At 46.9% G+C, this 21345-nt stretch carries 18 protein-coding genes and 3 pseudogenes; 20 read left to right on the top strand and 1 reads right to left on the bottom strand.

Annotated features, from left to right (window positions below):
• Window positions 1–190: 190 nt before the first annotated feature.
• The 20 genes and pseudogenes from A8F97_RS15480 (at window position 191) to A8F97_RS15390 (ending at window position 21047) form a co-directional block, all read left to right on the top strand.
• Entirely contained in the window at window positions 191–1597 is a 1407-nt protein-coding gene (locus tag A8F97_RS15480) for an undecaprenyl-phosphate glucose phosphotransferase (RefSeq protein ID WP_012822347.1), read from the top strand.
• Window positions 1587–2873, top strand: coding sequence for an outer membrane beta-barrel protein (locus tag A8F97_RS15475; protein ID WP_012822348.1), 1287 nt, complete (start codon window positions 1587–1589; stop codon window positions 2871–2873). The genes A8F97_RS15480 and A8F97_RS15475 overlap by 11 nt, the downstream gene beginning before the upstream one ends.
• 1 nt (window position 2874) lies before the next feature.
• The gene (locus tag A8F97_RS15470; RefSeq protein WP_012822349.1) at window positions 2875–3432 is read left to right on the top strand and encodes a polysaccharide biosynthesis/export family protein; all 558 of its coding nucleotides are present in this window, start codon (window positions 2875–2877) and stop codon (window positions 3430–3432) included.
• Window positions 3433–3434: 2 nt separating this feature from the next.
• Complete coding sequence (locus A8F97_RS15465) at window positions 3435–5567, top strand: GumC family protein (protein WP_033070866.1); 2133 nt, start codon at window positions 3435–3437, stop codon at window positions 5565–5567.
• Window positions 5568–5580: 13 nt separating this feature from the next.
• Complete coding sequence (locus A8F97_RS15460; RefSeq protein WP_012822351.1) at window positions 5581–6792, top strand: lipopolysaccharide biosynthesis protein; 1212 nt, start codon at window positions 5581–5583, stop codon at window positions 6790–6792.
• Window positions 6789–8171: a hypothetical protein gene (locus A8F97_RS15455; protein WP_033070867.1), complete on the top strand. Its 1383-nt coding sequence runs from the start codon at window positions 6789–6791 to the stop codon at window positions 8169–8171. The genes A8F97_RS15460 and A8F97_RS15455 overlap by 4 nt, the downstream gene beginning before the upstream one ends.
• Window positions 8164–9153 carry a glycosyltransferase family 2 protein gene (locus A8F97_RS15450; protein WP_012822353.1) on the top strand — a complete coding sequence of 330 codons (990 nt, stop codon included), beginning with the start codon at window positions 8164–8166 and terminating at the stop codon, window positions 9151–9153. Before A8F97_RS15455 ends, A8F97_RS15450 begins: the two co-directional genes overlap by 8 nt.
• A gap of 9 nt (window positions 9154–9162) precedes the next feature.
• Entirely contained in the window at window positions 9163–10374 is a 1212-nt protein-coding gene (locus A8F97_RS15445) for a glycosyltransferase family 4 protein (RefSeq protein WP_033071935.1), read from the top strand.
• Window position 10375: 1 nt separating this feature from the next.
• A complete protein-coding gene (locus A8F97_RS15440; protein ID WP_033070868.1) occupies window positions 10376–11488 on the top strand; it encodes a glycosyltransferase family 4 protein in 1113 nt (370 codons plus the stop codon).
• Between the two features lie 2 nt (window positions 11489–11490).
• Window positions 11491–11898: a hypothetical protein gene (locus A8F97_RS15435; RefSeq protein WP_012822356.1), complete on the top strand. Its 408-nt coding sequence runs from the start codon at window positions 11491–11493 to the stop codon at window positions 11896–11898.
• A 38-nt stretch (window positions 11899–11936) separates the two neighbouring features.
• Entirely contained in the window at window positions 11937–13331 is a 1395-nt protein-coding gene (locus tag A8F97_RS15430; protein ID WP_033070869.1) for a DUF4832 domain-containing protein, read from the top strand.
• Between the two features lie 26 nt (window positions 13332–13357).
• A complete protein-coding gene (locus tag A8F97_RS15425) occupies window positions 13358–13858 on the top strand; it encodes a serine acetyltransferase (protein WP_033070870.1) in 501 nt (166 codons plus the stop codon).
• Between the two features lie 228 nt (window positions 13859–14086).
• A pseudogene (locus A8F97_RS23375) lies at window positions 14087–14485 on the top strand (DUF3438 family protein); the annotation flags it as partial.
• Between the two features lie 45 nt (window positions 14486–14530).
• Window positions 14531–14788: a TIGR03757 family integrating conjugative element protein gene (locus tag A8F97_RS15420; RefSeq protein WP_050512607.1), complete on the top strand. Its 258-nt coding sequence runs from the start codon at window positions 14531–14533 to the stop codon at window positions 14786–14788.
• Window positions 14785–15153: pseudogene (locus A8F97_RS15415) on the top strand (TraU family protein); the annotation flags it as partial. The gene A8F97_RS15420 and the pseudogene A8F97_RS15415, both read left to right, overlap by 4 nt.
• Window positions 15154–15718: 565 nt before the next feature.
• A complete protein-coding gene (locus A8F97_RS15410) occupies window positions 15719–16783 on the top strand; it encodes a HesA/MoeB/ThiF family protein (protein WP_012822359.1) in 1065 nt (354 codons plus the stop codon).
• On the top strand, window positions 16780–18015 hold the full coding sequence (locus A8F97_RS15405) for an MFS transporter (RefSeq protein WP_012822360.1): 1236 nt from the start codon (window positions 16780–16782) through the stop codon (window positions 18013–18015). Before A8F97_RS15410 ends, A8F97_RS15405 begins: the two co-directional genes overlap by 4 nt.
• On the top strand, window positions 18012–18818 hold the full coding sequence (locus tag A8F97_RS15400; RefSeq protein WP_012822361.1) for a class I SAM-dependent methyltransferase: 807 nt from the start codon (window positions 18012–18014) through the stop codon (window positions 18816–18818). Before A8F97_RS15405 ends, A8F97_RS15400 begins: the two co-directional genes overlap by 4 nt.
• Window positions 18803–20569 carry a GNAT family N-acetyltransferase gene (locus tag A8F97_RS15395; RefSeq protein ID WP_033070871.1) on the top strand — a complete coding sequence of 589 codons (1767 nt, stop codon included), beginning with the start codon at window positions 18803–18805 and terminating at the stop codon, window positions 20567–20569. Before A8F97_RS15400 ends, A8F97_RS15395 begins: the two co-directional genes overlap by 16 nt.
• Before the next feature lie 253 nt (window positions 20570–20822).
• Window positions 20823–21047: a plasmid pRiA4b ORF-3 family protein gene (locus A8F97_RS15390; protein WP_227001559.1), complete on the top strand. Its 225-nt coding sequence runs from the start codon at window positions 20823–20825 to the stop codon at window positions 21045–21047.
• A gap of 40 nt (window positions 21048–21087) precedes the next feature.
• Here A8F97_RS15390 and A8F97_RS15385 read toward each other — a convergent pair.
• Window positions 21088–21249 (bottom strand): annotated as a pseudogene (locus A8F97_RS15385) (Arm DNA-binding domain-containing protein); the annotation flags it as partial.
• Window positions 21250–21345: the final 96 nt, after the last annotated feature.

Raw genomic sequence — 21345 nt, 5'->3', positions numbered from 1 at the left:
GAGAATTACTGACGTGAAAATTTATATTTTATAAGTTAATGATTATGGCTGTAGAAACTAGCAGTTTGTGCGCTTTGCTAAAAAAAATTTAAGATTGATCTGATTGTTATTTTAAATTTTGTTTAAGTGATATATCATCCGGGACGGAAAAACGGCAATAATAAAAAACTTAATGGATTATGATTAAAAAGTGTCTACTAATCAGATAAATATTTCCTATGGGAATGACTTTTTTGTTATTAAATTGATGGACTTTTTATCAATTAATTTAGCATTAATAGTCAGCGCTAGGCTATTTTTGATGGGCGATTTTGATGACGTTATTATAATTAGCCTGCTATTTTCTACCTCTTTTTTACTTATTGGAGAATATACCGGACTATATCGCCATAGTCTTAAAAATATGCAGACTGGTGGGCAGCGGAGACTGTGGGGTTCCGCATTATTGTCGGTTATCTTTGTGGAGACGGTCAGGAATTATACCGGTGCGCTGTACTCTCTGGGTCTATTGCATCAACTCGATAATATATATTTTTCCGCAATGCTGTACTGGTATATTCTTTCGCTATGTAGTCTCTATATCGCGCGTTTAATTACGTTTAAATTTACGACTAAAAAGCGGATGCGAATTGCTATTGTGGGATTAACGCCCGGTGGGTTAGCGGCGGAAAAAGCATTGCTTAAAGAGTATGCCAACATGCAGTTGGAATTGGCTTTTTACGACGATCGTAGCCCATCCCGTTGTGGCTATCTGTTTAAGAGCCAATTTAAAGGCAAAGTGAGCGAGTTGGTTGAAGACGCTAAAGCGGGCAGGGTGGATGAGATTTATATTGCGCTGCCAATGGTTGCGCTACAACGCATTCGTTATTTTCTGTCGATGATGTCCGATACGACGGTAGATACCTACATCATTCCCGATCTTTATTCCTACAGCTCATACGTATCGCAGTTTCGCTCTATCAATAACATTCAGACCATCAGTATTTTCAGATCGCCGTTTGATGGCATTGGCTCGGTGATTAAGCGCGTTGAGGATTTAGTGATTGGCGGCATTATTACGCTAATGATTTCGCCATTGCTGCTAGTGATTGCTATTGGTATCAAACTGACGTCACGGGGGCCGGTGTTATTCAAGCAGGATCGTTACGGCCTGAGCGGCAACAAAATCAAAGTGTGGAAATTCCGCTCGATGCACGTGATGGAAAACGCCGGCGTTGTGACGCAGGCGACTAAAAACGATCCGCGTGTTACGCGTTTTGGCGCATTTTTACGCCGCACGTCGCTGGATGAACTGCCGCAATTTTTCAATGTATTACAAGGGACGATGTCGATTATTGGCCCGCGTCCTCATGCCGTCGTGCATAACGAGCAGTATCGCCAGCTAGTCGAAAATTACATGATTCGCCATAAAGTGAAGCCTGGAATTTCAGGCTTGGCGCAGGTTAATGGTTATCGTGGCGAAGTGGATACCCTCGATAAAATGGAAAAACGGGTTCACTACGATATTGCCTATATTCAGAGTTGGTCCTTTTGGTTGGATATCAAAATTATCTTTAGAACCATTTTCAAAGGGTTTATCGGTGAAAATGCGTACTAAATTGATCATTGCCGCCGGAATGATCATCCCCCATCCCTCCTGGGCCGACCTGATGCCGAAATCGCATATCGGCGTCGCTGGTATTGATTTTCAAAGCCAGGTGGGTCTGGACTATGGGCATGAGAATAACGTGACCTATCAGGCTGACGATCAGGATGCGGTGAGTTCTAATTTTCAGAGCATCAGGCCAATGATTAAGGCTATTGGCGCGCGCTATCAGGATCAATATCTGTTGATGTATTCCGGTGATTATCGTCGTTACTATAGCGATCCGGCGGATAATTACACCGACCATTTCTTTCGCTTTAATGGCGCATGGCGCTACGGGTTGAGGCATGGATTAACGCTCAGTCTTGAGGAGACGCTTGGGCACGAAGTGCGCGGGCGCGGTATTACCGAAGGTTTTCGACCACAACAGTTCAGCGATTTCGGTATTCATTCGCCGCTGAGTACCGCACTTTTCAACAGTGAATTACGTTATAGCTATGGCGCGCTGAAAGGGCGCGGTAAAGCCGACGTCGCGTTGCTGTTTAGAAAACTGCGGTTAGGCCACTCGGAGGATATTAAAAATACCAATATTGATTTTTATAACTATGTTCTTGGGCAGGAATGGCACGAGAACGCTTTGATCGCCGAATTATCTGACCAATACACGTCGGCAACGCGTTTTCGCTACCGTTTTATTGGTAATCAGCGGCGTTATGAAATCGCTCCGCAAAAAGATAATGATGAATATTCTCTGGAATACGGTATTAAATCGCAGCTTACGGGAAAAACAGGTATTGATGCCAATGTGTCTTGGCTATACAAGACATTCGATAATAACCCAAACGCCAGGAATTTTAGCGGGGTAAATTGGGATATTCAGACGGAATGGAAACCACGTAAACAATCCGTTTTTACCGTACATACGTCGCAGCATATCAAAGATCCGTCAGAAATTGGCGGCTATATCCTGGCTTCTCAATACGGCATCTCTTATCAGCATTTTTGGCTCGTCGATCGTTTCTCTACCACGTTTGACTATTCATACCTGACGGACGTTTACAAGAATTACCCGCGAGATCGTAAAGACAGAAACAGGGTGTTCACATTCGCCATGAGTTATAACTTCAGGCCCTCTATTAACGTTGAATTAAAGTATCAACTGAACACGCTACGTTCCAATCAAGATAGCGATTCTTTCTTTATTGGCCCTAACGGCGATCGCCAGGTCGTCAGAATGCTGGGCCGTGATAACGCTCTGATTATGTTTACGGCTAAGGTACAGATCTAACGTGAAAATAATAAAACTGTGCATTTTTCTGTGCCTCAGCGTCTGGCTGGCGGGATGCTCCCTGTCGAGCCAGCGGCAAATGGACAACCCTGAAAGCGAAACCACCGGTTATCAGTTAGATGAAGGCGATGCTGTCAATATTCTGGTGTACGGCGAACCGGAGATGACGATGAAGTTCATGCTGGATAAAAGCGGCGCAATTACCTTCCCCTACATTGGTCAACTGGTGTTGAAAGGGAAAACGCCAGAGCAGGTGGGCGAGGAGTTGGCTAATCGCCTGCGCGGCGACTATCTGCAAAATCCGATGGTGACGGTCAGCATCGCCGAGTTCCGAAAATTCTACATCATCGGTGAAGTCGAGAAACCGAACGGGTATGCCTACGAGCCGGGCTTAACCGTTGAAAAAGCGCTGGCGCTGGCCGGCGGATTTACCGATCGCGCAGACCGCAAGGATGTGGGGCTTCGTCTGTCTAATAGCAATCAACTGATTGAAAATGTTGATGTAAGACGCGCCGTTCATCCTGGCGACACGGTGATTGTCGGTATGAGCTTTTTCTGACCATGAGTCTATCTATCGTGGAAAATGGCAGAAAACTGGAAAGTACCATCGATTTCTCCAGATTTGCCCAAGAGATCAAACAGAACGGTTGGAAGATCATGCTGGCCTGCCTGATTGTGGCGGTAGTGGCTTACCCGCTGATTAGCATGATCACACCCAAATATGTGTCGACCGCAACGGTACTGCTTAAAGCGCAACAGGATAACGTTTCGCCTTTGCCGCAGGTCGATGGTTATGATTCCACCCGTAGCGGCTATTACGAAACCCAGTATGCGTTGATGCAGTCGCGTATTGTGCTGGAACAAGCCGTGCGGGACATCAAGCTGGACCAAAATCCGGCGTTTAACGGCGATACAGACAAAAACGCGGATAACCGTGGCGATGAGCAACAGCGGGTCGATCACGCGCTGGATACGATAGTGAAAAACCTCACTATCACCGGTGTTCGCACTACGCACCTTGCCACTATCTCATACGAATCGGCGTCACCTGAGCTAGCGGCCGACATTGCTAACGGCGCGGCGCAGGCATTTATTGACTATACGGCCAGGCAAAAGCACCTCAAAACACTGAAAGCCAAAGCGTTGAACCAAAAACAGATGGAAGAGGTGTGGCTGCAAGTTGTCGAGCAACAGGCCACCATCGACCAGTTTCTGAAGAAAGAAGGGCTGCTGACTTTCCGCGGCGTGGATGGTTTCGAAACTGAACAACTGGGGATCGTCACCACCAAGTTAGCGGATGCTACCCAGCGTCGCATCAGGGCGGAAACGAACTACAACAGCGTGCGTTTGAACGCAGGTACGTCGCTGGAAAACATCATTTCTTTGCCTGATATTTCTAATCATGCCCAAATTCAGGATTTGCGCATTGCGCTGATTCAGGCTCGGCGTTCTTTATACGATTTACGAAAACGCTACGGGCTGAAGCATACCAAAATTTTAGAAGCCGAAGCCCAGGTTCAGGCGATTGAAGAGCAGACCCACACCGTGTTACTTGAACTGAAAGCGGGGCTGAATAAGCAGTATCAGGCGGCGTTGAGGGATGAAAAATATTATCAGCAACTGCTGGAGCAGCAGAAAGCGGATTTCCAAACGCTGGCGTCTAAACGTGATGAATACAACAACCTGACCACCACGCTGGATAAAACAAAAGAGCTGTATAAGGCGCTCTATCAGCGCACCAAAGAGCAGACGCTGGCGGGTCACTATTTAGAGCCGGATGCGATACTTTACGACCCTGCCGTGCTGGCTGACCACCCGTCGAAACCCAATAAAGCGATGCTGTTGGTGATGGTTGTCATGCTAACCCTGATTTTCTCGGTGGTTTACTTCATCGTGAGAGCCGCGCTGGATAATTCAATCAACAGTATCAGCCAGATGAAAAAGCGCCTGAATGTGGCGCCGGTGGGGGAAATTCGCACCTTCGCCAGTGGCGTGGAGCGCTCAAAGGTTGTGCGTTTGATCACTACAGCGCCGCTGGACGTCGATATTGTCCACAGTATGCGAACCCACATTTTGTTATCGCATCCATCCTGCCAGGCCATTGCCATCAGCTCGGCAGAGCATGGCGAAGGGCGATCGTTGCTGGCGCATTTGCTGGCGACATCTTTCAGCGCTGACCAAAAAACGCTGCTTATCGACCTGGATTTCTTTAACGACGACGGGCTGACGCAAGACCTTGCATCCCCTTCCGCTATTGGTGTGGCGGAACTGCTGCAAGGGCAATCACCGCTGGATGCCGCACTGGTGACAATCAGTGAAAATTTAAGCTTCCTGCCGCGTGGCAATGCCATGATGTCTTCTTTACTGATGCTGTCGTCCGAGCATGTCGTGACGCTGATGGCTGAATTGAGAACACGCTATCAGCGAATTATCGTTGACGTGGCCGCGGTGAACCAAACGCAGGATGGTCAACTCATTAGCCGGGTAATAGACGGGGTGGTTTTTGTGCTGAAAGCCGGCGAGTGGCGTGCAGGCGATGTGCTTAATGCCATGGAGAAAGTGAATCAGCACCGCGCGGTGCTGATTGGCGCGGTAATGAATCAGGTTGCGGATAAAAACCTCGAAACCAAAGAGGGGATACGTTCCCTGAACCATCGCATGAATGCGCTAATCGACAGTACCGGTCACCTGTGAGTTTATTAAAAAGATGAGTTTACTAAAAAGCGTTTCTACCATTGCGGGTTCATCGGTAGTTTCACAATTGATTGGCGCGCTGTCTATCTGGCTGATTTCGCATAAATACAATATGGCCGAGGTGGGGATCTACGCGCTGAGTTACAGCATCGTGTTGGTGGGAGCGCAGGTCTGTACCTTTGCTTCGCAACTGCTGATTCCGAAACAGCAAGATAGCGAACTGGCGCAGAGTGTGGTGTTCAGCACACTGCAAAGTCTGCTTACCGCAGTGCCCTATGCGATGTTGACCGCATGGCTGTTTCAGCGAAATGTGTTCTTTCTCTACCTGCTCACGCTGTCCTATGCGTTGGTGCTGATCTCGGAGAATTTGTCGCTGCGCGAGGGTAACTACCGTTTTCTGGCCTTTCAGCGACTCGCCGTCTCGGTGGTGGTCGTGCTTTCGCTGGTGTTCACTTCACATACCACCGTGTTTTATTGGTCCTGGGCCTGCGCCATGATGGTGCTGATTAGCGGCTGTATTCTGTTCTCGTTCAATATTCACACCATTACGTTTGGACATTTTAGCCCGCAACGTAATATGGCTTTCTTTCATCAGCATGCTCATCATCTCACCCGCGTTGGCAGCGCCGAAGTGCTGGCGATGGTTAATAATAATTTGCCGGTTATGCTGATTAATTTTTGGTTTTCCGCGTTGACGGCAGGGTATTTCTCGGTGGTGAGCCGTTTTTGTTTATCTCCGGTGGTGATCATCGGCAATGCGGTGCGTAATTCTATTTTTTCAACCTGGTCTGCCGATTTCAGAAATAAACGTTTCAACTATGATGAGTTCAAAAAAGTTCGTCTGGTATTATTGATGGCGGGGGTGGTTTGCACATTAGGGGTGTTTGTTTTTTATCCGTTAGTGATGCATCTTTTTTTTAGCGAGGAGTGGATTAATTCCATTCCAAGCTCTCGCTATATGTTGCCTTATTTATTTCCGGCGCTGGCGGTGTGTCCGCTGACGGTGATTGAGTTAATATTTGGCTCTCATCGCTATTTCTTGCGTATCCAATTAGAACAATTGAGTGTGGTATTAATCGCATTTGTGATTGTGCCTTATTTTTATAATCACTATGCCGCATCAATGATTCTTTTTTCTGTGCTGACGTTTGTACGCTACGCGTTTATTTATCTCAAAGTAAACAAACGTGCTAATGGTCTGAAAAATATGATGACAGAACCATGAGCTTGAATACCGGGCTCTACCTACAGGTTTATGTTGTTATCACGCTGGTATTTTGCGGATTGACGCAGTATTTCACCGGTTTGCTGGCGGTGCTGTGGTTACCATTTATCTTGGCGCTAAACATGGTGGGGCTGCTGATTATGCAGACTCGCTACGATAGATTGCATTTGGATGCGCAGGAATTGATGGTTCTCACGCTTTACCTCTCTTTTCTGGCGATGGCGGGATTATCTACCCTGTTACAGGGCGGGATAACCGTCGCTATCGTTGGGTTTAAAAACGAGGTTGCATTGTCGCTGATGATGCTTTGCCTGCTGCTGGGGTTTTGCCGCGAATCACAGATTTATCGCGTGACCCGCAGTTTGTATTGGGTGTTCTACGCGCAGTTCCCGGTGGTGATTTATCAGGTGTTGTTTGTTTTGCCGCGGCGGGTGGCATTACGGGGAGAAGACGAAAAATGGGACTCGGTAGTCGGCACTTTCGGCGGCGACCCGATGGGCGGGGGAAATACCGCAGCGATGGGGTTGTTCTGCCTGTTGATTATGCTGCTGAAAGTCTCGGAATTTAAACATGGTTTGACGTCGTTTAAATCCACTGTGATGCATATTGTTTTGGGATTTGGCTTATGTATCCTGGGGGAAGTGAAATTTGTGATCCTGGTTTCACCGTTATTACTGGCCTGGGTTTGGTTAATGCCGAGCTACATCAAAGGCATGAATAACGTAAACCTGAAAGCGATTTTGCTGATTTTTATCGGCATGGCGTTACTGATTACCGTGGCGATTACCATTTTGGCCTCGGGTTACTCCTCGGCGTTTGGCGGCGATCCGACGAAAAGCGCAATGAGCGTATTTCTGGATTCATTGAATTATATTTTTGATACCGACTACATTATGGAGTCCGGTGAGCTTGGGCGTCTTACTACGCTATTTTTCTGGCTGAAAAATCACGATATGTGGGGGATCTCCGGCACGTTGTTTGGCTATGGATTAAGTGCGACAAATAGCGGCAGCGCTGTCTCTCCCGGCTTTTTGAATATCATCTATAACCTGATCATCGATTCAACCTCATTAAGTGTGCTGCTATGGGAAGTCGGTGTGGTTGGAACGCTATTTTTCATCGGGTTAATTATTTATATCTTAATCATTGTGCAGCCAAAGCCGGTGTTGGATCGTAATGAAATAGACCAACAGGACCTGCAATTGCTGAGTTTTTCTCCGGCCTTTAACGTTTTTGCGGTTGGGTGCCTATTGAGTCTGCCTTATAGCCAGATCCTGATGATTATTCCCATGCTGCAATTCCTGTTTTATTTATCTCTGGGCTCAAGTCTGGTGATTCGCCATTCTGTCCGCCGTTATATCGGAAAACTGTATGAGTGATAAACCTTTTATTTCAGTGAGTATTAAGACATTCAATGAGGCGGAATGCATCGAAAAAACCATCGATAGTATTCGTCGCCATATTGTGGAGTACCCTCATAAAATTATTGTTGCCGATAGTTTATCAACCGACAACACGCAGCAACTTGCCAGCGCCAAAGGCGTTGCCGTGGTGTCGCTGACTGAACCGTCCGAACGCTGTTGCGGTGTGGGGCATCAGCTTGGTTATCTGTACAGCCAGGGGGATTATTTGCTGCTGATGGACGGCGATATGGAGCTGGAAGATGGCTTTATTGAGCAGGGCATCGCATTTTTAACCGCACACCCTGATTACGCCGGCGTGGCTGGAACGGTAGAAATGGATGGTGCGGCGAACTATGAGTTTACATCACGTAAACAGCGCCTTCATAAAATATATCCGCTGGGTGACTGCGGTCATTTAGGCGGTGGGGGCTTATACCGCCGCTCGGCAATTGAAAAAATAGGTTATCTCACCAACCGCAGCTTGCATGGTTATGAAGAGGCTGAATTAGGCATTCGTCTGCGTTATGCCCACTATAAATTACATCGACTTAATGTGCCTTATTTCCGTCACACGTCGTACACCATGCCAACATATAAAATGCTGCAATATCGATGGCGGAATGGTTTTCTCTGGGCACCGGGCGAACTTTTACGCAGTGCATGGGGGATGCCTTATTTCCGTGAGGCATTGCATATCGTAAAAAACGAGGCGGTCTTTGCGGTTTATCTGCTGGCGCTGTTGATGAGTTTATTGACGTTTAACGCCGCGGTTATTGGCGCTGCGTTGCTGCCGTTACTCGCTTTTGTGGCATTAAAAACGATTAAGAACCGTTCACTGCTGAACGGGATACAGAGTGTGATAAACCTGGCTGTATTTTCTGCGGGATTGATAAAGGGGTTAACCAGACCCGTGCGCGACCCGATGACACCACCAAATAGCAAGGTTATTCATGAATAGGCAGGTATGATGAAAGTCTTATTGGTCAATAAATTTTTCTATATTAAGGGCGGCGCTGAAACGGTTTATTTTCAAGAGATTGATATGTTGAAAAAGGCGGGCGTTGACGTAATTGCTTTCTCTATGCAGCATGAAAATAACTTCCCATCAGACTACACGCCCTATTTTGTCGGCAATGTGGATTATCATCAAAATAGCAGCGCGATTGGGGTAATTAAAACCGCAGTTAACTTTATTCATAATGCTGAGGCATGTAAGAAATTGCTGGCATTATTGCGTAAAGAAAAACCGGATATCGTTCATTTTCATAATATCTACCACCAGCTCACGCCGTCGTTGATTAAAATTGCCCGTCAGTTTGGGTGTAAAACCGTGTTAACGGCTCATGACTACAAGATTATCTGCCCCTCGTACACCATGCTGCGCGATGGCAAAGTCTGTGACGCCTGTTTAACCGGTTCGGTATTTAACGCTTTTAAATATCGGTGCCAGCAAGGTTCTGCATCGAAAAGTCTGCTGCTTTCGTTAGAAGGCGCCTGGCAGAATATTGCCAAAAACTATCAGGCGCTGGATGTGATCGTTTCGCCCAGCGAATTTCTGCGTAACCAATTAATGCGCAAGTTGCCGAATGTGCGTATTGACGTGATTGTGAACGGCATTAATGACAGCCTGTCGGAGGAGGAAGTTAAAGACGACGGTTATTTGCTGTTTATTGGCCGCCTGAGTCGGGAGAAAGGCGTTGCTACGCTTGCCAGGGCGCATCAGAAAATGCGGAATAAAATTCCGTTAAAAATTGCAGGTAGCGGGCCGCTATATAACGATTTGGTCGCGCAATTTCCGCATGCGGAATTCCTGGGCTATAAACAGCAGGGCGAAGAACTTAACCGGCTGATTAAATACGCACGCGCGGTGGTGGTTCCTTCCGAATACTATGAAAACTGTTCAATGTCGGTATTGGAGTCGATGGCATTCGCTAAACCGGTAGTAGGCGGGCGTATTGGCGGTATACCTGAACAAATTCGCGATGAGATAGACGGTATTTTATTCGAACCCGGTAATGTTCAGGCATTAGCCGATGTGCTGGATGACCTGGCGTTGAATCCGCAAAAAGCCAGAGAAATGGGATTAAATGCGCGTCAACGTCTCCGCGAAAAATATTCATTGCGTAAACACACAGAATCTCTATTAGCGCTTTATCAGGAAATATTAATCGAAAAATAATATGACGACGAAAATTACCGTTCTGGGAACACGTGGTATTCCAAACGTGTTGGGTGGCGTGGAAACACATTGCCAAAATTTATATCCGACGATTAAACAGCAATTCGACGTGGATATTTGTGTTCTCGCACGTTCACCTTATGTTAATTATAAAGAATCACAATATCGAGGCGTGATGACTCGCGCTTTATTTTCGCCGAAAAAACGTTCATTAGAGGCTATCGTTCATTCGGTGCTGGCGGCATTTATCACCTGTTTTGATCGGTCCACAGTGGTGCATGTTCATGCTATTGGCCCGGGACTGGTGGTGCCGCTTCTGCGTTTGCTGGGTAAAAAAGTGGTTTTTACTCATCATGGCCCGGACTATGACCGACAGAAATGGGGGGGCTTGGCAAAGAAAGTTCTATTGCTGGGTGAAAAGGTTGCAGTGAAATATGCTAATGAAGTGATTGTAATCTCCGAGGTTATTAATAATATTATCAAGCAGAAATATGGCCGCGATGATGCCCATCTTATCTATAACGGTGTGAGTCTATCCCAGCCACTCACTGCGGACGTTATCAATCAAACATTGGTGCGTTTTTCTCTTCAGCCACAAAACTATTTGGTTGCGGTTGGTCGCTTCGTAGAAGAAAAAGGCCTGCATGATCTTATCGCGGCCTATCGGCAATCAGGCGTCACGATGCCGCTGGTTTTGGTTGGCGATGCCGATCACCCCACCGCGTATAGCATGCGATTAAAACAGTTAGCCCATGAAACCCCGAATGTGATCCTGACCGGATTTTTAACCGGTCAGGCACTACAAACTGTTTTCTCACAGGCTAAACTCTTTGTGATGTCTTCATATCATGAAGGGTTACCCATTGCGTTGCTGGAGGCCATGTCATTCTCATTGCCTGTCGTGGTCAGCAATATTCCAGCCAATCTGGAGGTGAATTTAGCGCCAGAAACTTATTTCAATGTAGGAGACGTGGCGGATTTATCCGAAAAAATCACATTGCGCTCTAAATCGTTATCTGTTGATTACTCTGAATATTTACAAAGGTATAATTGGCAACAAATCGCGCAACAAACGATGGCCGTTTACACCGCAGTAAATAAATCAATAGGTTAATAGTGATTGAATCGAATAAACGCCCGTTAGTCATTGAGCGCTTCTATGAAGCCCTTGATGGAAAAACCGACACAGAACTTACCTCGGAACAGCGACTGGCCGTTGAGCAAGCGGTGCTGTCGATTACGGCATCTTCAATGCATTGGGTCGACGTGCGTAAGAGTTTCCCCTTTTTGAACAGGCGCTATTACTTCGTTTTTTTGTTCGGTCTGGATCACCGCAAGCGTCCACGCAAAGAGTCAACGCTATTTCGCATACTGCTGACTGCGTTGATCCTGTTTTCCGGTTTGTTCTGCACGTTTGCGACGCTATTGACGCTGTACATGATTAAGTCTGCCTTGGGTATTGATATTTTCCCACATTTCCACTTAGGAATTTGGGATTGGTGGCTCAGCCTGAAGGATCACTGACCTCCGGTTTCTACTGATGTGGAAATAAGGAGTCATAAGTGAATTTTAAAATTATCGCTGTAGGAGGTTTGCTATTTTCTGTATTGGGTGTGGCCGATGGCGCGATGACGACCGTCACCCCCAGAGGACTAACTGGTCCGCTAACGAACCCGGGCAATGGCGTTGCCAGCTTTAACAAGGGTAATGGCACAATGTTGTCACTGGCGAATTATCCGGATACTGGCATTGAATATGACCGCTTTTACTGGAGTGAACTGGAACCGCTAGAAGGCCAATATAATTTTCAAGCCGTGGACGCTATTTTCGAGCTGGCTAGCCAGCATCACCCGCCAATGAACGTGGGGTTGCGCTTTATGGCGCTTGATGAGCCTGCCAGTGGTTCGAAGATTCCTGACTGGCTGATCCAAAAAGGCATCAAGGGCGAGTGGACGCCGGACAAAAAAACCTTTGTGCCGGCTCTGGACGACCCGGTGTTTATCGAATATAGCCAGCGTTTGCTTAATGCTTTTGGACAGCGCTATGACGGTAATTCGAATTTGGCTTATATCGATATTGGGTTGGTGGGATCATGGGGCGAGTGGCACAACACCAATTTTCCAACCATTACGCCGCTGCTTGAGCGCTACACATCAGCCCAGTTGGATAAATACGTGAAAATGTATTTTGCCGCGTTTCCCAATAGCCCAAAAATTATGCTCATTAACGGTGGTGACGCGTTGGTCAGCGCAGTGAAGCAAGGTGCTGGATGGCGTGCGGACTGCTTGGGAGACTGGCATAATTTTTCGACCAAATGGAGTCACATGCAAGATGATTATCCGCAGCGGCTGCAAAACGCGGAGGCGCTTTATCCAAATTTTAGCTCTGCGTGGCAACGTGCGCCGGTGAGTCTGGAAATCTGTGGTTATATGTCGGAGTGGCAGAGCGTACAGCACTATACTCGTGCGCAAGTGCAGGTGGCCTTTGACTGGGCGCTGGCACAGCACGCTAGCACCATTAATCTGAAATCGCGCAGTGTGCCGACGGAATATCGGGACATTGTGGATAACGCGCTGACCAAACTCGGCTATCGTTTTCGCTTGGCCTCGTTAACTCATGAGTCTGAACTGGCACAAGGTCAGAGTCTGACGTTAAACCAGCAGTGGTTTAACGACGGCGTAGCGCCCATTTATCTGAAATATGATGTGGCCTATCGGGTGGTGAATGATGCCAACACCGTAATGAGTATGGGAAAAATGGCTTATGACATCCGCACTTGGTTGCCGGGGCAACATACCTCCGTCTACCAATTGGCGATGCCGAAAGCACTGCCAGCCGGGCAGTATCATATTGAAATGGCGATGCTGGACGCAAAGGGAGTATCGCGAATTAATCTCGCCAACGAGGGCAAACAGGCCGACGGTTGGTATCGAATTTCCACGGTAACGGTGCGCTGAGCACGGAATAAAGAATAGATATTCATATGCTGAAAAATATCGGTCATGTATGGTGTGAAATAAAAGCAGCGGGCAGTATTAAAGCTAAACTGGTAATACTGCTGTTTCGCCTTTCAACTATTTACCAGTCATCAAATGCGCTGCTGAAAATGATCAGCGTACCTTTTGTTGTCCTGAATAAAGTGATTAATGAGTGGCTGTTCTGTGTAGAAATTCCGCACAGAACTCAAATCGGTTTTGGGCTGAAAATATATCATCCGCACTGTATTGTGGTGAATTACGATGTCATCATCGGGGCGAACTGTACATTACGGCAGGGGGTCACCATTGGTAGCGTGATAAATCGTGAAGGTCATGTCACCAAAAGCCCGGTGCTGGGCAACCAGGTGGAGCTTGGCGCCAATGCTATTCTGCTAGGCGACATTACATTAGGTGATAACGTAAAAGTCGGCGCCGGAACGGTGGTAACAAAAAGCCTTGCTGCCGGAAAGGCGGTCGTGGGGTATGGAACCAGGGAATTGAATTGAGTCTGTATGCTCATTTCTGCGAGTGTCATGTGACAGCGGGTTGCCATTCTTGCTGCCTACTAAAATGATGGGATACATGCGATAAAGAAATACCCGATTCATTCCTGTGGTTCGATTTCCTGCGATGTCGATAAGTTGTAATGACATTAGTGTTACGTTATCTGTATGATTAATATCCGAATCATATGCAGAGGATCGCGTCATGCCAGTGACAAAAGGTGCTTCAGTTACGGTCCATTGCGTGCGGTAGAGCCAGTGGGCGGTATTCATCCCGTTAACCCTCGTCTATCTGGGAAGATCACGATTACGACCTTATATCCCTCTGAACCGTTGGATATTACCACGCTGTCAGCCTAGGGAGTTGGGACGCGCTCCGTTGTGGTGTTACGCGTTCGCAATACGTCCAGTCGAAAGATCGTCCTCGATCCCCGGGTTCTTCAGGGACAGTTTGTTTCTGCCACGTTCCTGCATCGTTGGGTAGGGCCAATGGGCACACCAGAAGACACGACAACATTATATCTGGTTACCGATAACCGTCCGGAACTGGCATTTGCCGCAGAGCCGGTCGCCAAAATGAGTTCGGTATCGGGTAAGGCCAGTAAGAAGGAGCGTGCTCATGCAAATTAAGTCCAACCCGAGACTCAGATAGTCTGGCTGGATGCGCCAGAACGGTTGCAACGCTCCGCGTTTGGCGAGTTTCCAGCGTCAATGGAACAAGCGGCAGCACAGGCTCAGGCTGTCATGCGTTCTCCACAGTGGCAACAGCATGAGAATGACCTGCAAACTGCCTATCGTGGTGTGGTGCATGCATGGGAAATTGGCGTGCAAAAATATCCCGCTGTTGTTTTTGACGAGCGTGACGTGGTGTACGGCACGGCTGATGTTGCCAAAGCACTTGAGTATAAAATGCAGGAAGGGGGACGACCATGAGTCGATGGAGAACCCGGTTACGGCCGATTGCAGTTGGCATTATGCTCACGACCGCGTGTGAGCCTGCTGCGATTGCTGCCGTTAACACTGCGCAAATTGTTGCCAGTGCTATTTCACCAGGGTGTATAAGATGGCGCGTCAGTGGCATCTGTTACTGGCTATTCTGCACGAAATTCGGCTGTACCATTCGAACGTCCGTCAAGGTATCCCACTTTATTCCTGATGCAGTGGTATCCACGTACATGGCTCCTGGAGGCAATCCCTGGTCAGAAATGTCTCTGGTCAGTCAAGGTGCAGGTGGGTTGGAAAGTACGGTGACCAGTGGGTTAAGCGCTGCTTCAGCGTTTGGGGATATAAACCGCGTGATATTTACAATCCTATTTCATATAGCTTAAGCCCTGATAGTCTTTCATCACGAATTCTCATCTCTTAGCGGAGATTTCAGATTTGCATGACTGACTTAAAGGTCAAACCTTTCGGAGTTCCCCGGCAAAGTCGGGGTTCACCAGATTTAATTGACAATCAGAAAATTCTCGAAAAATCCTACTAAAGGGAATATATATTTTAGAATGTTTTTACATAAAATTAATTATTACCCAACTTAATTAAACCATATATCAACAATAATTAAAAACTACACCACAGAATGAAAAATCACACCACAAAATGAAAAATCACACTACAGAATAAAAGTAACAAAAGGTTATAGTTAAATTTATTTTGAGATAAAGATCACGGAATAAGTATCATTCTCATTTACAAAAGCCGACAGATATTCAATGATTATTGGGTCACATAGGTGGCAATTTAATAAATTAAGACTATTAAGGAGGATCCCATGGAACATACAACTAATAACTAATTAGTGAAAAAAACCGCCCTCTAACATAATTGTGGAGGGCGTCCATATTCTTTGATTGAGAGGGACACATGGAGCAGAAATATTTATTAGGGAAATATACACGGGTGCTTTTACGTCCGAATGATGCAATATTTGGTGCCGGCTCAAAACAGCATATCATCACTGACAGAACGTACTGGGAAAACCTTGTTCTGGCTGCTTCACAGTGGACTGAAAAAAAAACCGTAGCTGAAGCATACGAGCACGTTGCCGAGCGGATGAGTAAAGAGGTGTTTGATCGCGCATTCGACTTCCTTATATCAAATTACTTTCTGATGCCTGCTGAAACCTCGGATAATATTTTCCTGAATCGATATTCCCGCAATCACCTGCACTATCAGAGTTATGGTGTCGATCCTGAGGTTATACAGAACAGGCTATCGGAAAAGAAAGTTCTTATTTTAGGATGCGGAGGGGTAGGAAATCATGTTTCGACAATAATGGCCACATCAGGTGTAGGTGAAATTATTCTAGTTGATAATGATGAGGTTGAAATGACGAACCTCACCCGTCAAATTTTATTTACCGAGGGTGACATTGGCTGCCCTAAAACGTCCGTGCTTATGCGAGAACTGAAAAAAAGAAACAGCAGCACAGTTATTTCTGAAATACAAATGACCATCGGAGCTAAATCAGACATATCGCGGCTGCCAAAAGCCGATATCTGGATCATTTCAGCTGACGAGCCTTATTATCTTGTGCCATGGTTAAATGAGTGGTGCGTTAAAAACGGTCAGGCATACATCAATGCGGGTTATGTTAATGACATTGCCGTTTTCGGCCCGCTATATATACCGGGAGAAACCGGCTGTTATGCCTGCCATTCCACTGTGGGCGATCTGCCTGAAACAAAGGACAAAAGAATAGAAGAAGCTTGCAGGGCAATTAATAACAATTTCAAGGTGGCAACCTTTCCGCCAGTGAATGCCCTCACTTCTGCGCTGTGCGCAAACGATGTTTTAAAGTTTCTAGGTGGCTACGGGCAGCCTCTTTCAGTCAATCGGCGCGTAGGGATCTGGAGCGATCGACTTTTTATCGAGGAAAGGCCTCTTACGAAAAATGCAAAGTGTATAGTCTGCGGTGAACTTTCATGAACATCCCGAAAACTCTGTCAGTCACTTACGGTTCATATAATGCCGTTCGTATGCTGATAGGTGTTTATCACGCTATATTTTTGTTATCTACCGGTGTCAGTCTGCCACAGCTTGCAATGCTGCAGGTGATTTTTTCAGTAACAATTCTAGCTCTCGATTTTCCGTGTGCTGTACTGGCGGACAAATATCACAGAAAATACTCTGTCGTGGCGGGGGTTGTTCTCACGGCTTTATTCTATCCCCTTTGCCTGCAGTCGCCGGATATGGTTTACCTCGCCCTTTCTGAGGTTGTATATGCAGCAGGCATCTGCCTGATCACCGGGGCAATTAACGGATGGGTATACCATTCTCTTGAAAATGAGAGTGACTTATTTTCATATTATGCTCATCTTTGCCAGAAGGTTAACTCCTTCGGAAGCGTCATCACAGGCATAGCCGGCATTGCCACGATTTACTTTTCGGGAAATTACGCTACGGGCTATATAATTTCGGGGTTGATGATGGTGGTCATTACACTTACCTTTATAATCATCCCTGAAAAAGACAGTGTGTTAAACGAAGGTCATAAAAAGAAAAGTTTTGTTCAGAATGCGCAGGAAACATTATGGATCTTTAAAAATACAGCGGGCGGTTCTCAGTTTATTCTCCTGACCTGTTTTTTCGGTGCCGGTATCCAGATCATTTTTCATTTCTGGCAACCAATCATACTTTCCAGGCAAGGCCACGGGCACATGGATACCGCACAATTGCTGGTCCTTATGCTCTGTCACATAGGCGCATTCTCATCGCAGTATATCGCTAACTCAATTATGTCTCGGCATCATGTGTCCGATCAGAAATATACAAAACTGATAAAGCACTTCTCATTTATCTCTTCGGTTATGTGCATTGCTTTATATGGACTGGTCACTGCCGGGCAGACCTTTCTGGCCGTCATCGCGTTTTCCCTGATACATGGCTTTATCTGCACCGTACCGATTGGCGCAAAGAGTCTTTTCTTTTCCGAGCTGAACGACCAGCAGGCTGCTTATATTTCAGGCATTGTCGGCGCGGTATCATTCAGTAGCCGCATTTTTTCAGTCATCGTACTGAGTATTATTTCATTTCTTCCTGAAAGAATACCTCCAGTCAGTTACCTGATATTACCGACCGTTGCCTTTTTTCTCTGTGGTCTGGTAGTCCTTCGCTGGTTATCCGTGATAAAGAAACAAAACAATGAGGAAGTTATATGATTGAACATGATGATAAAGTCATTACCCCTGAATATCTCCGCTCCATGAGCTATCCGGACTTTGTGGCGTTAATGAAGCAGGATAATACGCCACCAGGCAGTGCCTACACCGTTAATTACTGGATTGAACATGCAGGTCTCAGCAATCACTCGGTCCTGCTGGATCTTGCCTGTTCAACCGGTTACAGCTCCCGATACTGTTTCAGCAAGACGGGTTCTTCTGCTGAAGGAATTGATATTTCTGAAATGGCTATCAGCACTGCACGTGAAAAAGCAGCCGCGCTGGGCGCAGAGGATAAATTACGCTATCAGGTGTCTGACGCATGCAGTCTTCCTTTCAGCAATGACACTTTTACGCATATTCTCGGTGGATGTAACTTCGCGTTTATTCAAGACAGAGAAAAAGCGCTGGCTGAGGTTGTCCGTGTGCTGAAACCGGAAGGCATTATCTGCACGTCAAATTTTTATTACAGAACCCCCCCCAGCGAAGAAATCATTAACGGAGTTTACAATGCGATAGGTTTCAGGCCCGATCCCGAATGGACTCTGCAGTACTGGCAGGATTTTTTTGCCAGTGCGGATCTTGAATTATATCACGAAAAAAACCACGAGTTGTCATCGCAGCCTAGGGATGAACTTAAGAAAAACCTGCTGAGTTATGTAACCGCTGAGAACGAATATACCCGTCATCTGGACGAAACCACTCAGAACGCCTTTTATGAGCGGTATCTTGCTATTCGTGAACCTCTCAACGATCAACGCAACTATCAGGGGGTAACCATACAGTTATGGCGCAAAAAATAGTTGACCCGAGCATCATTTCGGTGGCTGAAGCGATTGCTGCGCGCCCGTCCCACTCAGAACGGCCTTTTTTTATTTTTGATGCCGATGCAGCCCTAGAACGAGCTCGACATCTGACCGCGGCCTGTAAAGAGTATTTTCCGGATGCCGTTATTGCGGTTTCGGTTAAGTCCTGTTCTCTGGGGATATTTCTGCGCCTGATTGCTGAAGAGGGATTAAGTGCAGAAGTCTGCTCAGCAGACGAGTTTAAGCTAGCCATTAAGGCCGGCTTTACCGGCGATCGGATCATCCTGGACGGCCCCTACAAAAACTCAGAGGATCTTTCCATAGCACTAGATAAGGGAGCTCTTATCCATGTCGACAGTGCTCATGAGTTAAGTGAAATCATCCGTTTACTGTCCGGTCACAACCAGAAAATCGGCGTTGGAGTAAGGCTGTCGCATTTCTACAGTGACACACAGCGTTCCCGCTTCGGTGTAACCGCTGAAGAGTTCTGGGATGAAATAGTCCCTCTCCTGACATCCTGTCCGGATATCAGCCTCAGAGGATTTCACCTGCATACCGGATCGAATCTTGAGAACCCTTCTAAAGTCACTGACAGCCTCAGAGACTGGCTGCCGTTTCTGGTAAAAAACATGCCTGAGGGAGGCCACCTCGATATGGGGAGCGGATTCCCGGCAGACTCCTTTTCACCGGTAGTGGATGTACCGACAGTTCAGCCTTCAGCTTTTTTTAGGGACATTTTCAGCGTTCTGTCTGAGTATGATCCTGCTTTACCTGAAAAGTGGAAACTCGTTTTCGAACCCGGAAGAACTCTCAGTGAAGATCATGGATATGCGGTCGGGAAAACTCTGAGTGTGAAAAACCGCTACGACTCACAGGTTATTCAGACAAACCTTGGGATCAACTGGATACCTTCCGTGCATAACTGGCATCATTCTCTTTTGCCGTTAGGTAACAATAAGCGCATCCCAGATGATACGGGTCAGATACTGGCCGGTTTTAACTGCTTTGAGAACGACAGCCTTTTCCCCAGAGGCCCGCTTCATCTTGATGACAACCAGTTATTTATTATCCGCGGCTGCGGAGCATATGATTTACAGACGGCTAACGAATGGACCCGAACCAGGCCTCCGGTTTATGCTTTGCTGAACAAAGAAATCATCACGGCAAGGCTCCCGTCGCCAGCTTTACCTTCTGACATGCTCGATCTTATGCATGGCGAACAGACCCTTTGCGTTGATGAAAACATACAGCTGGTGCCTGCCTCCTCCCGCTTTGCCGTAGAGCTTTTCAGCGTGGTTGGTAACAACCGGGAGGAATTCAGCAAATATATGGCATGGCCCCAGTTTGTTAAAACAGCAGATGATGAGTCCGGCTTTCTTGACGCCTGCCTGTTAGCTCATCAGAAAAATGAAGGAAAAACATATGTTATATTGTTCAAAGATGCGGCTGTGGGCTTACTGTCATTTAACAGTATCGATAGTGCCAATAAAACCTCATATATCGGATACTGGCTCGATATGAGGGTGCAGGGTCAGGGGGTAATAACCAGAGCCCTGAACGCGTTGGTGAAATATTATTCGGACCGTAAATTAATAAGTCGGTTCGTAATAAAATGCTCCGTCAGTAACACAAAAAGTAATGAAGTCGCCCGACGCTGCGGTTTTGTCCTGGAAGGCAAAATGCGGAAGGCTGAGTTACTTAACGGCGTTTTTCACGACCAGAACGTATACAGCCATATAGCGCCATAATGGGACCTCCTTAAGGGGGGCCGTTTACCCCATCCTGTTACAAAGGAGGTTTAGTAGACTGGATTTACCGGTGCCTGAGCATGAACCGGTTTGATCCCGACTGCATGAACCGCCTTATCCTGCTCATAAGGGAGCCTTTCTGGCGGATACGGCAGCCTCACCTTTCTCATAACAACCAGAAATTTAGGAAATCGCGCACCTATAGGGGGAGCATGAAAAAGTGTGGGGCAATCATCAAATGGGTCGCCTGCCTATGAAGATCTACGTCATCAAAATCGCGGTTCGTGGTGTCAGCCCCATGGTCTGGCGTCGGCTGAGAATCGCAGATGATACGCCACTGGCCGCGCTTCACTTCATTTTCCAGATCGTGCTGGGCTGGGGCAACGACGACCTTCACCAGTTTCATATTCATGGCAAAGATTTGGTATTTCTTACGACGGGGGCATTGGCTTTCCGGATGGCCCGTTCCGGATCGTGATTGATGATTTCGCTTTTGATATCGGCGATCGTTTTACCTAGGGACCAAAGGCCAGACGGTTCTCTTTACCGCCGAGGCGATAGCGGAAATACCATAGCTTAGCGCCGCTGGTGGATACCGTGAGGTACAGGCCTTGCGAGTCAGTGAGTTTGTAAGATTTTGCGAGAGGTTTCGCGGATCGGACTTTGCTGTCAGTTAACATGTGAGGGTCACTCCCGTTCATCGAACTGAATGACCCACAATCTGACCCACAAATTCCCCGATACGAAGGGATAAATCAAAACGCATCGGAAAAGAT

The organism is Pectobacterium parmentieri, from assembly GCF_001742145.1.
Classification (GTDB): Bacteria; Pseudomonadota; Gammaproteobacteria; order Enterobacterales; family Enterobacteriaceae; genus Pectobacterium; species Pectobacterium parmentieri.
This window is presented reverse-complemented; position numbering and strand designations above follow the sequence as displayed.

Bases quoted from the DNA above. Each gene is read 5' to 3' on its own strand.
- A8F97_RS15475 (WP_012822348.1), top strand. From the start codon at position 1,587: ATGCGTACTAAATTGATCATTGCCGCCGGAATGATCATCCCCCATCCC.
- A8F97_RS15465 (WP_033070866.1), top strand. From the start codon at position 3,435: ATGAGTCTATCTATCGTGGAAAATGGCAGAAAACTGGAAAGTACCATC.
- A8F97_RS15460 (WP_012822351.1), top strand. From the start codon at position 5,581: ATGAGTTTACTAAAAAGCGTTTCTACCATTGCGGGTTCATCGGTAGTT.
- A8F97_RS15455 (WP_033070867.1), top strand. From the start codon at position 6,789: ATGAGCTTGAATACCGGGCTCTACCTACAGGTTTATGTTGTTATCACG.
- A8F97_RS15450 (WP_012822353.1), top strand. From the start codon at position 8,164: ATGAGTGATAAACCTTTTATTTCAGTGAGTATTAAGACATTCAATGAG.
- A8F97_RS15445 (WP_033071935.1), top strand. From the start codon at position 9,163: ATGAAAGTCTTATTGGTCAATAAATTTTTCTATATTAAGGGCGGCGCT.
- A8F97_RS15440 (WP_033070868.1), top strand. From the start codon at position 10,376: ATGACGACGAAAATTACCGTTCTGGGAACACGTGGTATTCCAAACGTG.
- A8F97_RS15425 (WP_033070870.1), top strand. From the start codon at position 13,358: ATGCTGAAAAATATCGGTCATGTATGGTGTGAAATAAAAGCAGCGGGC.
- A8F97_RS15410 (WP_012822359.1), top strand. From the start codon at position 15,719: ATGGAGCAGAAATATTTATTAGGGAAATATACACGGGTGCTTTTACGT.
- A8F97_RS15405 (WP_012822360.1), top strand. From the start codon at position 16,780: ATGAACATCCCGAAAACTCTGTCAGTCACTTACGGTTCATATAATGCC.
- A8F97_RS15400 (WP_012822361.1), top strand. From the start codon at position 18,012: ATGATTGAACATGATGATAAAGTCATTACCCCTGAATATCTCCGCTCC.
- A8F97_RS15395 (WP_033070871.1), top strand. From the start codon at position 18,803: ATGGCGCAAAAAATAGTTGACCCGAGCATCATTTCGGTGGCTGAAGCG.
- A8F97_RS15390 (WP_227001559.1), top strand. From the start codon at position 20,823: ATGAAGATCTACGTCATCAAAATCGCGGTTCGTGGTGTCAGCCCCATG.